The 13,359-nt window shown below is 41.1% G+C and carries 13 protein-coding genes and 1 pseudogene; 8 read left to right on the top strand and 6 right to left on the bottom strand.

What is annotated here, in order from left to right; translation table 11 throughout:
- Positions 1-95: 95 nt before the first annotated feature.
- From pspF to V7783_RS09620, 6 genes are read left to right on the top strand one after another with little or no spacing between them, the layout of a single operon-like run.
- Positions 96-1,154, top strand: a complete 1,059-nt coding sequence (pspF, locus tag V7783_RS09645) for a phage shock protein operon transcriptional activator (RefSeq protein WP_335678542.1) — start codon at positions 96-98, stop codon at positions 1,152-1,154.
- 18 nt (positions 1,155-1,172) lie between these two features.
- Positions 1,173-2,780 (top strand): ABC transporter substrate-binding protein, encoded by a 1,608-nt coding sequence (locus V7783_RS09640; RefSeq protein ID WP_335678541.1) that lies wholly within the window; start codon positions 1,173-1,175, stop codon positions 2,778-2,780.
- On the top strand, positions 2,780-3,814 hold the full coding sequence (locus V7783_RS09635) for an ABC transporter permease (RefSeq protein ID WP_064668110.1): 1,035 nt from the start codon (positions 2,780-2,782) through the stop codon (positions 3,812-3,814). Before V7783_RS09640 ends, V7783_RS09635 begins: the two co-directional genes overlap by 1 nt.
- Positions 3,801-4,694: an ABC transporter permease subunit gene (locus V7783_RS09630; protein ID WP_145241450.1), complete on the top strand. Its 894-nt coding sequence runs from the start codon at positions 3,801-3,803 to the stop codon at positions 4,692-4,694. The genes V7783_RS09635 and V7783_RS09630 overlap by 14 nt, the downstream gene beginning before the upstream one ends.
- Positions 4,695-5,687 carry a peptide ABC transporter ATP-binding protein gene (locus V7783_RS09625; protein WP_335678540.1) on the top strand — a complete coding sequence of 331 codons (993 nt, stop codon included), beginning with the start codon at positions 4,695-4,697 and terminating at the stop codon, positions 5,685-5,687.
- Complete coding sequence (locus V7783_RS09620; RefSeq protein WP_335678539.1) at positions 5,687-6,448, top strand: ATP-binding cassette domain-containing protein; 762 nt, start codon at positions 5,687-5,689, stop codon at positions 6,446-6,448. Before V7783_RS09625 ends, V7783_RS09620 begins: the two co-directional genes overlap by 1 nt.
- 369 nt (positions 6,449-6,817) lie before the next feature.
- On the opposite strand, the gene V7783_RS09615 is transcribed toward V7783_RS09620, so the two are convergent.
- The 6 genes and pseudogenes from V7783_RS09615 to V7783_RS09595 form a co-directional block, all read right to left on the bottom strand.
- The gene (locus V7783_RS09615) at positions 6,818-7,102 is read right to left on the bottom strand and encodes a hypothetical protein (protein ID WP_335678538.1); all 285 of its coding nucleotides are present in this window, start codon (positions 7,100-7,102) and stop codon (positions 6,818-6,820) included.
- Between the two features lie 111 nt (positions 7,103-7,213).
- Positions 7,214-7,744 (bottom strand): hypothetical protein, encoded by a 531-nt coding sequence (locus V7783_RS09610; RefSeq protein WP_335678537.1) that lies wholly within the window; start codon positions 7,742-7,744, stop codon positions 7,214-7,216.
- A 73-nt stretch (positions 7,745-7,817) separates the two neighbouring features.
- A complete protein-coding gene (locus tag V7783_RS09605) occupies positions 7,818-8,582 on the bottom strand; it encodes a hypothetical protein (RefSeq protein WP_335678536.1) in 765 nt (254 codons plus the stop codon).
- 221 nt (positions 8,583-8,803) lie between these two features.
- Positions 8,804-8,984, bottom strand: a pseudogene (locus tag V7783_RS21205) (hypothetical protein); the annotation flags it as partial.
- Positions 8,985-9,152: 168 nt separating this feature from the next.
- The gene (locus V7783_RS09600) at positions 9,153-10,160 is read right to left on the bottom strand and encodes a S41 family peptidase (protein ID WP_335678535.1); all 1,008 of its coding nucleotides are present in this window, start codon (positions 10,158-10,160) and stop codon (positions 9,153-9,155) included.
- A gap of 352 nt (positions 10,161-10,512) precedes the next feature.
- Positions 10,513-11,016 carry a transposase gene (locus V7783_RS09595; protein ID WP_442961360.1) on the bottom strand — a complete coding sequence of 168 codons (504 nt, stop codon included), beginning with the start codon at positions 11,014-11,016 and terminating at the stop codon, positions 10,513-10,515.
- A 163-nt stretch (positions 11,017-11,179) separates the two neighbouring features.
- On the opposite strand from V7783_RS09595, the gene V7783_RS09590 reads away from it, so the two are divergent.
- Complete coding sequence (locus tag V7783_RS09590; RefSeq protein WP_064668116.1) at positions 11,180-11,971, top strand: trypsin-like serine protease; 792 nt, start codon at positions 11,180-11,182, stop codon at positions 11,969-11,971.
- A 143-nt stretch (positions 11,972-12,114) separates the two neighbouring features.
- Complete coding sequence (locus V7783_RS09585; protein WP_335678534.1) at positions 12,115-13,008, top strand: alpha/beta hydrolase; 894 nt, start codon at positions 12,115-12,117, stop codon at positions 13,006-13,008.
- The last annotated feature ends 351 nt before the right edge of the window (positions 13,009-13,359 follow it).

Genomic DNA, 13,359 nt, shown 5'->3' with positions numbered 1-13,359 from the left:
TTTCATAATGTTAAACTAAAAATACAAATTCCTTTAGTTCTCCTTGATTATGAAATACACTAACTGTTAGTAAAAATGACTAAGAGTTAGGGAATATGAGCCAATTTCGCCAACAAGATAATTTACTCGGCCAATCAGACAGCTTTTTAGCTGTGCTTGATCAGGTTTCACAACTGGCAAGTTTAGATAAACCAGTGCTGATTATTGGTGAACGCGGTACTGGTAAAGAGCTAATCGCCGCGCGATTGCACTTTTTATCAAAGCGATGGGAGCAAAATTACATTAAGCTCAACTGCGCCGCACTGAATGAAAACCTACTCGAAAGTGAATTATTTGGTCATGAAAGCGGTGCCTTTACTGGCGCAAGTAAACGCCACGAAGGGCGATTTGAGCGCGCTAATGCCGGCACCCTATTCTTAGATGAATTAGCAAATACCTCCGCCATGGTGCAAGAAAAACTGCTACGGGTGATTGAATACGGTGAATTTGAACGCGTAGGTGGCAAGCAAACCGTCAAGGTTGATACCCGCTTAGTCTGCGCAACCAATGAAGATCTCCCTTATCTAGCCGAGCAAGGCGAATTTAGAAGCGACTTACTCGACAGGCTCGCTTTTGATGTAATTACCTTACCGCCACTGCGCGAACGTCCTGACGATATTATGCTACTGGCTGAGCAATTTGCGATGAATATGGCTCGAGATTTAGACTGGCAACTATTCAGTGGTTTTACTCGCAGCGCTGTGGAAATACTGCAAGGCTATGACTGGCCAGGTAATATTCGTGAGCTTAAAAATGTGGTTGAGCGTAGCTTGTATCGTCATGGCAGCGAACATATTCCCGTTCACCAGATTATTTTAGACCCATTTGAAAGTCGCTTTAGACCAAAACAACGAATTAAAAAACTACCTACTAAAACTGTTGAAGCTGCGCCTATTGCCGTTGTCAGCGATGAGCCGATTGTTGCAACAACACGCCCACAATTTCAGTTTCCATGTAGTTTAAAAGACCTGTCAAATGAGTTTGAAATAGATTTAATAAAAAAAGCGCTTGAATATAGTCAATTTAATCAAAAGAAAACTGCAGAAGTACTTGGTTTGACGTATCATCAACTACGAGGCTATTTAAAAAAATACAACTTGTTAGATCAACAATAATAGTCAGAGGCTAAACGAGTGTATAAATTATTACTTGGTATCTTAACGGTATGCCTAACAGGTTGCTTAGACACCAAAGAAAAAACGTTAGAAGAAAAGAATCAGGGCTTAGTTTATTGCGCTGAGGCTAACCCTGTGTCGTTTAATCCCCAAGTGACGACCACAGGCTCTACCATTGATATTATTGCTAATCAATTATATGACCGTTTGATCAGTATTGACCCGGTTACGGCTGAATTTAAAAGCGAGCTGGCCACTGATTGGAAAATAAGTAAAGACGGTAAATCGGTCACCTTTACCTTACGTAAAGGGGTAAAATTTCATACCACCGCTTACTTTACCCCCAGTAGAGACTTTAACGCTGATGATGTGATCTTCACCTTTAGCCGCTTATTCGATGTATACAACCCCTATCACTTTGTTGGTGATGCCAATTACCCTTACTTTCAAAGTGTGGGGATTGATCAACTGATCCGCCAAATTGTTCGCGTGTCTGACTACCAAGTAAGGTTTGAGCTTTTTAATGCCGAGAGCAGCTTTTTAGCCAATATGGCGACAGATTTTGCCGTAGTGTTATCGCGCGAATACGCCATGCAGTTAAAACAACGTGAGCAGCTTAATTTGTTTGATCAGTACCCTGTTGGTACTGGCCCTTACATTTATAAAGAGTATCGTCGCGATCACTTAGTGCGTTATTACCGCAACCCAGATTATTGGAAGCACCCAGTGGTACTTGAGCAGTTGGTTTACGACATCACGCCTAATGGCACAACGCGAATTGCAAAAATGCTGACAAAAGAGTGCGATGTTACTGCGCATCCAAGCAGCGCGCAGCTGAGTATTTTAGCGCAACGTGACGACATCAACGTGCAAAAAGAAACCAACTTAAACGTAGGTTATTGGGCGTTTAATACCCAGCGCCCGCCTTTTGATGACTTACGTGTGCGCCAAGCATTGGCCCATGCCATCGATATTGAAAAAATCATGCAGGCCGTTTATTACGGCAATGGTATCCGTGCACAATCTTTATTACCGCCCACATCATGGGCGTATCAAGCACAACCTAAGTTACCAGGCTTTAATCCGGATCTGGCTAAAAAGTTATTAATTGAAGCCGGGTTTCCGAATGGCTTTAATATGACCATTTGGGCAATGCCGGTGAGTCGTATTTATAATCCTAATGCACGTAAAATGGCTGAGTTAATGCAAAGCGATTTACGAAAAATTGGTGTAAATGTCAGTATTGTTGAATATGAATGGAATACCTTTATTCAGCGTATTGGTGAGCATCGCCACGATAGCGTGTTATTAGGTTGGGCTGCAGATACACCGGATCCTGATAACTTTTTCAGCCCACTGCTAAGTTGCACAGCGGCTTTTAGTGGTAAAAACCCTGCAAATTGGTGCAACCCTGAGTTTGATTTACTGCTCACACAGGCACTCGACACCACCGATTTAGCCAAACGTAAAACCTATTATCAGCAAGTACAAGCTATGCTGATACGTGAACTGCCACTACTGCCCCTTGCCCATGGTATGCGTTTTCAAGCCAGCAGTGCCGATGTTGAAGGCATTCCACTTGGCCCATTTGGCGCCATTTCCTTAGCCAACGCGAGGAAAAAATAATGGTTTTACATTATATTTTACGTCGTTTAGGCTTACTGTTATTTATGATGTTTACCTTAAGCTTATTTACTTTCTCACTGAGTTATTTGTTTCCCGGGGATCCGCTCAGTAATTTAAGTGGCATCAGCAATACCAGCTTTTCACAAACCAGCGAACTACAAGAAAAGTATCATTTTGATGATAATTATTTGATCCAATACTTTGCTTTTCTAGCGCGTATTGTACAAGGTGATTGGGGCGTATCATTTGCCTCTGGTGATAGCGTTTTTAGCCATATTATCGACCTGTTCCCAGCAACTCTAGAGCTGAGTATTTATGCATTAATTATCTCGGTAGTAGTTGGCGTGCCAGCAGGAATATTTGCAGCTGCATACCACCGCCGCTGGCCAGATAAACTGGTTAATTCGACAACTTTAGTGGGTTACTCAATGCCTGTGTTTTGGTTGGCATTATTATTAATTATGGTGTTTTCATTGCAACTAGGCTGGTTTCCCATGTCTGGGCGGATGGGGCTGCTCTACGAGATACCTTTTGAAACTGGTTTTATTTTATTAGATATTATATTGGCCGATTTTCCCTACTCCGGTATGGCAATAGTGGATGCCTTGCATCACTTAACTTTACCAACCATCGTCCTGGCCATGTACCCAACCACAGTATTGGTGCGCTTTACCCGCGACTCAATGTTAAACGTACTAGATCAAAGCTATATTAAAACCGCGCGTGCCAAAGGCTTAAACCGTGCCCAATTAATTATTCATCACGCCCTGCGTAATGCGCTGTTACCAGTAATAAAACAAATTGGTTTGCAATTTAGTACCTTGATCACCCTAGCCATGATCACGGAAGTGATTTTCTCGTGGCCTGGCATTGGTCGTTGGTTGATTGATAGCATTTACCAGCGCGATTACCCCGCCATTCAAGGTGGTTTATTAGCGGTATCGATGTTTGTAATTCTGGCTACGATTATTGCAGAATTAACCTATACCTTGTTCGACCCGCTGTCACGGAATCAAGCGCATGGCAAAGTTTAATTTATTTTCAGAAGAGTCAAACAAATCGCCACTGGCGCGATTTTGGCGCAAGTTTAAATCCAATCACCCCGCCTTAGTTGGGTTATGGATTTTTATCGCCTTCGCAATTTTGGCTGCCGCCGCACCACTGATTGCACCCTATGGCGTAAACCAGCAACACAGTGATGCCTTATTGATCCCCCCTTCATGGCATGAAATGGGCGACGTGCGGTTTATACTCGGCACAGATGACTTAGGTCGCGACGTATTATCACGATTAATGAATGGTGCAACCTATACCTTTGGTTTATCAGTGATTGCAGCACTTATCACTACTATCATCGGGGTTTTAGTGGGCACCTTCGCGGGCATTAGCCGTGGTATTCGCTCCAGCTTTTTAAATCACCTGCTCGATATAACTTTATCGATACCGTCTTTATTATTGGCGATTATTATTATTGCAATATTAGGCCCCGGCCTGATGAATACCGTGTGGGCAATTATTTTAGCGCTGTTGCCGCAATTTATTCATTCAGTGCGCAACCTTATTGTTACTGAACTGAACAAAGACTACATCACTGCCTTTAAACTCGATGGCGCCTCAAATTGGCATATTCTCTCCCGTGGGATTTTCCCCAATATTTATGAGCACATTGTGGTTATTTTTACTATGGCACTGTCTACCGCTATTCTAGATATTTCAGCGTTGGGTTTTTTAAAACTAGGCGCACAACCGCCCACCACAGAATGGGGGGCAATTTTAGCAGAAAACCTAGGCTTAATTTATTTGGCTCCTTGGACCGTTGGCTTACCTGGGGTGTTACTCTTTTTAGCGGTGCTGTCGACCAATTTAGTGGGTGACGGACTACGCCAAGTGCTCAAAGCACGTAAGGCTGACTAAATGCAATTACTTGATATACGAAACTTAACCATAGAGCTGCGTACCTCAGATACCGTGATCCGCGCCGTTGATAGAGTAAACTTGAGCCTTAAAGAAGGCGAAGTTCATGCATTAGTCGGCGAATCCGGCTCAGGGAAAAGCTTGATCGCCAAAGCCATTGTTGGCGTTTTAAATAAGCGCTGGCATATCACCGCCGACCGCATGCACTGGCGCGGGGTAGACTTAATGCGCTTATCAAGCGAGCAGCGACGGAAAATTGTTGGCAGCGATATCGCTATGATTTATCAAGATCCCAGCCGCTGCCTTGATCCTACTGCGAAAATATTTGAGCAAATTGCCGAAACCTTACCTGAAATAGCAGGGTCTGGTTTTTTCTTAAAACGTAATCGGGAACGCAAAGACCGTGTTAAGGCCTTGATCCACAAAGTGGGGATTAAAGATCACGAAAAAGTACTGTCAAGCTATCCACATGAGCTCTCAGAAGGCGTGTGTCAAAAAGTAATGATAGCCATGGCGATTGCCCGCACTCCTAAGCTACTGATTGCCGATGAACCAACCACCGCGCTGGAAAGTACAACCCGCGCGCAAGTATTTAGGTTATTAAAAAGTTTAAACCAGCTCAAGAATATGTCGATTTTAATGATCTCCCATGAACTGGAAGAAATCGTCAACTGGTCCCATGGTATGCATGTACTGTACTGTGGGCAAATGGTCGAGGCAGGTCCAACTCAACGTATTTTTAGCCAGCCACGCCATCCATATACGCAAGCATTATTAAAAAGCTTACCTGATTACGAGCAAGGGCTTGCGCACAAAGAACCGTTTTATGCACTTAAAGGCACCATTCCCACTTTGCAGCATTTACCAATCGGCTGCCGACTTGGACCTCGCTGCCCACAAGCACAAAAGGCTTGCGTAGTCACACCGCCTTTAACTAAACAGCATGGTCACAGCTATGCGTGTCATTTTCCGTTAATTAAGGCGATGAAATAATGCAGCCTCTGTTAAAAGTGCAAGCCTTATCAAAAAGCTTTAACCTTAGAGCGGGGCTATTTTCACGCAAACGATTTGAAGTATTAAAAAATATTTCATTTTGCTTAGAGCAAGGTGAAACTCTGGCGATTATTGGCGAAACAGGCTCAGGTAAAAGTACCCTAGCCAAGTTATTAGCCGGTGCCGACAGCGCCGACACCGGACAAATATTGCTTGATGGCACTATCATTGAAGACAAAGGCATACGGGATCAACAATGTCGCCATATCAGGATGATTTTCCAAGACTCGGAAGCCTCGTTAAACCCAGGCCTCACCATTGGCGAAATGCTCAACGACTGCCTGCAATATAACACCAACTTAGACAAACTAAGTCGCGCTGAAAAAATTAGAGCCACCTTGAATAAGGTTGGCTTGCTGAACGACCATCAACATTATTACCCACACATGTTCAGCGGCGGTCAGTTACAACGCGTCGCCCTCGCCCGCGCGTTAATCCTCGACCCTAAAGTGGTGGTGCTCGACGAAGCCCTCTCCTCACTAGACCCATCAGTGCGCGCGCAAACAGTTAACTTGCTATTAAAACTGCAACAAGACACTGGCCTGAGTTATATTTTGATCACCCATCACTTAAGTCTTGTACGTCATATTAGCGACCAACTGGTGGTACTTGATCACGGTGAAATCGTTGAATACGGTAAAACTAGAGATATATTTCAAAATCCAAAATCAAAAGTCACCCAGAAATTGTTGAGTTGTTGAAAAAGAGAAAGCTGTAAGCCGTAAGCTATCAGTTTTAGAGCAGCCCGGCGTTAAATTTTGCCTATGGTTGTATGTTGAAGAAAAAGGTTCTAGGTGCTAGGTGAAAGGTCCTAGGAAAAGCCAGAGCAGCCCGGCGTTGAATTTATCACTGTAGGTTGGGTAGAGAGCAACGAAACCCAAAATTTAGTTTGTGAGCTGTTACGCAGCTCAGAGCGAGAAGCAGACGTCCAGACAAACTCGTTTTTGGACAAAAACGAGTTAGAGTATTTGTTCGGTAACGCCCAAATAAGGGGCTGATTAATAGTTTGCTAAAATGAGAAGCGGAGCGGAACCGAGCAAACTGTTACCAGTCCCGCTTTATTTGCCTTGTTATGTTGCTACTTTAAACCGCTCGTATTTTGTAGCATGTTCGGGTTGGCTCATTAAGTTTGCAGCATTAATCATATGCTCCCAAAACAAAACTCCAGGACTGGTGTTGTTTTCCATTACACCATCTAATTCTTCCATAGCCAAACGAAGCTCATTTACTGATAAGTACTGTAAAAAATCGTCTTTGCTGTAACCAAAATCAGACTCTTTAATATCTGAGGACAAAAGTTTATACGCTGCTAGCAACTCTTCTGATATTAGCTTCCACTTCTCAGTTGTACTCATAACTCTCCTAGCAACATAACGCCGTAAATAAACGGCAAAAAATAGTTGGCTAAAATTTGTGAGATACGAGCAAAGCCAACTGTTTTTTGTCCGCACTTTTAATTTACCTTGTTAGGTGTATGTATTCCAAATTAGAGTACACAATACAAAAATTGAAAATGTTGCATAAATGACGATACCGAACCAAAAGCAACCGGGTGATTCACAGCGCTTAACCGTAATTGATTTAACTTCTATTTCTCCAGTTTTTACTGCATGAATGCAATAAACAAGTAAAAACGGACATAAAAATAAAAACGCTATAATCGCTACGAAGTCACCGAACCCCTCGTATTGTGGTGTAAACACAAATACCAAGAAAGTAAAAATACAACCTAAAAGAAAAATAGTTTTCAAAAGCCGCGAGGTATTCAACCTTAAATTAGTTATTGCTTTGATTACAACGTTATCATCGTTTTTAACTGAATCAATTGATGACTTACACATAAAACTAGTTTTTGGGCAGATACCTTTATTTCTATTGTCTATTTCTTTCAGTACAGTTTGATATCTATGATGATATTTATCCCGATCAATATGCTCTAAAACATCTAACAGTTCCTCATGAGTATATTGAGAATAAATTGGTTCAGAAGTAAACACCAAGTACACCTAACGCCCGCATTTGCGCCTGGTTTGGAGCGCAGCGGAAAACCAGTCCGACAACATGCGCTTGTTAGCCATGTTGCTCCGCTATAGCTCTAAGCCTTATTTCTAATCCATCTTTGAGCTGCTTCATATTTTTAAAGAAAATTACCGGATAGTCTTTGAGGTCGAACTCTAGTTTAGTTCCGTCTTTAGCAATGTAAATTGGCGTTTTACCAATCCCTTGAGCATAGCCAGCCTCGTAAAACACATTGGGTCTTGAATTGGTTAGATCAACAATTACGAATTCAGCTTTTTCAATAGATTCCAAAATTCGATCTGTAATTCTTTCATTTGACTGTGCCTCATCTACTCGCTCCGCCTGAATACCACACCGGCCTGCACCTTCTTTTATAGCATCAAGAACATCCTCAAGCTCAGGATTCTCTGGATTTATAGCCATCGCAATGAAAGCATAATTTCTTTCTATATTCGCTTCAATTTGTGGTTCATTATGGTTTGGAGGCTGCTGCTCGACCGGTGTTCTAAGCACACCAATCGTTTGATCAATCATATCTACCACTTGGTTCACAAGGCTCATACCATACGGCGGATCAAATATCATGGCGAATGGATCGACATTCTGCATCACAATGCCGCCAACAGCAGGAGGAGGGCCGATTGTTAAAGTATGAAAACACCTAGCCTGAATAACCTCCTGGCGAACCCAAACCTTATTTTGGTTTATGTAGGATCTAAGCTCACCTCGACGCACCTGATCTCGATAAGAGGCAGACCAATCCAGGACCGATTGTTTGAACTCATCGAGCTTTTGAATTTTTTCTTCGATTTCCAATCTTGTAATTCCTTTTGTATCTTACGAGCCTGTAGGATAACCCGTTTTTAATTTATTTTTATTGATGCATTAACCATAGCCGAGTTCCTATTTTGATTCAATTAGTTACTTCAATTTTTCGTAAAATATAAAAAGAGGGTCTGCTGTTGCTTTAGTTGGTGTTTTGGAAGGGATTGCAGGTATTTGAGTCGCTATATTTTGGCTTAAAAGGGCTTCTTTTTTTAATGCAGCCTGTTTTGCAGCTTTTCTATGTTATGAACAAGGCAATACAATTGCCGCAGAATGAAGTGAAGGCATTCACTTTCGTTTGTCCGCGCAAGGTCAGTTTATTCATGCCTTTATTGACTGTAATATTCCGCCTTTTATTTAAAGGAAAGCAGGCTCAATACAATCAAGTCGTTTGCCATTTCTTTATAAAAGCTGCCGTCACCCCATTGGGCTGTCTATATTCATTAAGGGAGATGAACCGCCCATTGCGGACCGCATGATGGGTGGTGTGGGGGCTGGAGGTTAGAGACCTCCGGCTACCCGATTATGGTGCTAGTTTCAGCCTACTCGTCCCATTGTTTCTTATTTATGTTTACGATACTTTTCTGCTGAACTCTTGGCTAAGAGGTAAGCTTTATCAAAAGCATTAGTTGATGAAGTTTTTATATTTGGTAAAACACCTGTACCTTCCCAATTAGTTTGAGTAATAGGGTTAATAGCGCGACCGGTAGGAACATTAATACTAAATAGTTCATTTATTTCTATTGGACCTCCTGGGTTTGCACCACCACCTGTACTTTCACCTACAATTGTCGCTCTTTTTCGAGTCTTAAAATTATAAGCGAACTCTTCAGCTCCAGAAAAAGTATACTTACTTGTAAGTACAAACAATGGAACATCAGGCATACGTTCAGAAGGTAATTCATCAAGAGTCCAAAACTCTTGAGTCCTATTACCTTTCCTCCAATATAAACTGTTTAAATGAGTTTTTTCACCAAAGAAGTAACTACAAATATATTGCACCATTTCAGGAGAGCCGCCATCATTTTTTCGAAGGTCAAAAATAACGGCATCCGTATTCTTAATAACCTTTAATACGCCGTCAACTGTTTCTTTTGCTGAATCAAAGCCACTAAAATATCGAAAATCGATATACCCGACATTACCTTCTAGAATTTCAATCTTTTTAAAACCGTAATTCTCTTTTTGTTCTTGTTTTAAATACTCTAAATACGGGTTACTTGATTGCATTTGCTCTGGTTGTGATTTTTGAGGTTTTTTAACTCTAACTTCCATATGTTTATCATGGTTTATTTTTTGCAAATCAATAGTTAATTGTTCTGCAAATTTACTCGCATCAATAATTTCTCTATATTTCCCAGATTTAAATTGCTCTTGTATGAAGTTAGCATTTTTCTGTGCAACCTTAGGAAAAACGTAATTTTCGATAATGATCTTAGAAATTCCCTCTATAACTTCTTTACGTTGTTCCTTATTTAATTCAATGCTTTTTGATTGAGTAACCGAGGAAAATATTACGGTTGTTAGTAGAACTGACAATAGCTTAAAGCGAGGTATTGAGTAGAACATGAAACTTCCTTATTAGATGGTGATATAAAGCACCATAACATTTTAGTATTTATGCGACACGCAGTTTGTGTTGCATAATCGCTTGTTGGACTGAGGCGCTACCTGCTCGGTGTATAGAGTTGGTGTTGTTTATGCTATTGGAATTTGTTTTTTATGGCCTAAGTGACATCAAACCAATTTCATTGGCGTGTCTATCGTATCTAAGCAATCCCTGCGCTACTCAGCGTTTATTATGTGCCTATTAAACCTAATGTTTAACCGTTAAGTAATGATCTTTTTCTCACGCACAGTCGCTACAAGCCTGAGCAGTTAAGCAGGTTAACTCATTGATTTGATGCAGCAGGCAAGGCTGCTAACTCGTTCGCGCTATTTTATTTGTCGCCATATCTAAATTCATCACACCAATAAATCGTAAGATACCCGCCTTGCATGACTGGCAAGGCCAATGCGGTATTAATGGTTCTTGATCTGCCTTCGGCTTCACCGCTTTGAATGGGGTTACTGATGCTTGAGCCTTTATTAATCCTAACTTTCGCTTGCGACACGCATTAGCTAAAAAGCCATAGTGGCGAATGCGCATAAACCCTCTTGGCAATACATGTTGTAAGTAACGCCGTAAAAAGTCATCACAGCTCAGTGTCATGACTTTATCCCGGTTGTTATCTGCATAATCACGATATTTAAAGCTCACTGACTGCTCATTCGCTGACACGAATCGCGATTCTGACATCCCCCCCTTTCGGGTGTAACGTGCTAGGTAACTAACTAGCTTTTCACTGTATGTTAAACAGGCTTTGCTATAGGGAAAATGGGGTCGCGTCTTGCTTTTTGCCACTTTCTTTTTGAATGGCCGCATCAATGCACATAGCGGTTTAATTTCCATCTCAATTATTGATGTTTTCTCATAAGCGAAGCGCCTCTTAATCTCTTTGTGAATTATCACTACATCTTAATCGAGTTGCTTTTAGTGCGACTGAAAGATAGCATTAAGCTCCATCCTAAATAATCATGGACGAATTTTGAAAGCTTGGCTTCTCCTCTTTTTGTGTATTTTTTCTATTGCTAGTCATGCTGTTATCAAAAGGCATGATGTTCCCGCTGAAAACTACTTATTAAATGATGCACCGAAATATCTCATTGACTTGCCTCACGAGGGGCACGGAGTATTAATTCATGAGCAATGGGTTGTCACTGTGGCACACACTATTTTTTATGACTATAGAGGTAAAGAGTTAAAAATTGGTTTAAACCACTATCAAATAGAAAACGTGTTTATTCACCCTGAATTTAAAAAACCGAGTAAAAGTCTATTAAGTGGTGATTTAGCACCTTTAATGAGCTTTTTAAAAGCTAGAAGCGACATCGCATTAATCAAGTTATCGAGCCCAGTAAGCAGTGTTCAGCCTGTTAGTCTATATAAAAATACAAATGAGGCAGGCAAAGTAATCACTGTATTTGGTAAAGGCGCTACTGGTGATGGACTCAAAGGCGAAGTGCTTGAAACTAAATCATCAAAACAATTAAATCAATTTCAGAATATTGTAGATGGCGCGCAAGCAAATTGGCTGACATTCAAGTTTGACAAACCACCCAAAGTATTGGCTTTAGAAGGAATGCATGGCTCAGGGGATAGTGGTGGGCCTTCTATAATCTATCGAGAGAACAAACCTTTTTTAGTGGGGCTTTCTAGCTGGCAATTTGCATATGGTGACATTTCCGATTTTAAAGCTGGATTGTATGACACTACCGCTTACCAAGTAAGGATTTCAAGTTATGTAAATTGGATAATGGAAATAATGCATCATGAATAGCATTCCCCATTCTTTGCTTTTAGCTCGATGCTATTTCGATCTTTATACTCAAATTTAAAATAATGAAAAATTTAACACACCTATTCATGCTAGTGCTTTGTATTTTCTTTTTGTCAGGATGCACTTCAATGGGGAGTTACGTCATGTCTAACCCTGACGTGTATCTTTCTGAGACTGAACTTATAAAAGTAAAGCCAAGTGAAATTGGTTTTAAAAAACATACTTTTTGCTCCGCTAATTCTTCGCAGTGCATTACATACTTGGCTGCTTCAGCTTATCAAGCTGCTGATTTTCCAACTGGAAGTGCACCCTATTACAACCTTCATGCGACAGGTAATGGTGTTGAAAATACTATTTCACATAGAATGCCACCTGCTACATTTAATCGGTTTAAAGGCACCGCATTGCTACTACATGGTTACGGTGGTAGCAAAGAGGTAATGATGGCTACGGCTATCTATTTTAGAGCTCTTGGCATGGACGTTGTGATCCCAGACCTGTTTGGCCATGGGGAATCAACAGAAGCTTTTGCCTTCGCTGCAAAAGAACATACTATTTTAAACGAACTACTTGCACAGCTATCTTTGAAACAAACAGATAAGCGTATTATTGCAGTAGGTCATTCTATGGGCGCGCTTACAGCTACAAACCTGTTATCTTCACAATACATTAACGCAGCTATTTTACTGGCACCCATGATGAGCTTTGAGCTGGCCGCCAGAGAGTACTTACCTTACAAGTCTTCTCTACTGAATAAACTGTTTCAAAACCAGCTAGATGATATTGTTAATCAAACGATGACTAACGCAAAAGTAACGGTTCAAGAAACTGACTTACTTTATAAGCTAAAAAGCACTGAGAAGCCTGTACTTCTAATAAACTCAAATGTAGATACCCTCTCACCCCCAGCTTATTTTTCGTCAATTCAAAACGAACTGGTAGAGAAAGTTGTATTTAAAAATCGCTCACATTCAAGTTTAATGGTGTTTGGTAGTAATGATATAAGTGAAGTTGAACACTGGTTGCTGAAGTTATAAAAGCAATTTCGTTGGGGTTTCGTTGCACATTTCCCAACCTTCGTGTCTTACACAAAAGAACCCGAGGTAAACTCGAGGCTACAACACCACACTCCCCTAGTGCCTAGTTACCTAGCTCCTAGCACCTGGTTATCTAGCACCTTTAACCTTGGGAATAAAATGGGGTCACCCATTAGAAAGTTCCAGTCAAGCAGGTAGCTGTGTTTACGATTTAAAGTGAGTTAATCTCTTCTTTTTTTAGCGCTTACTTGGATGTAACAGTGCGACTAAAGCAAATAACCATTTAGCATTGAAAAGAGACCATTCAGCAATATTCAGGGTGCTTTTCGACGCTAAATGCGTACCATGAAC

This window comes from Pseudoalteromonas sp., assembly GCF_036960685.1.
Lineage (GTDB): Bacteria > Pseudomonadota > Gammaproteobacteria > Enterobacterales > Alteromonadaceae > Pseudoalteromonas.
This window is presented reverse-complemented; position numbering and strand designations above follow the sequence as displayed.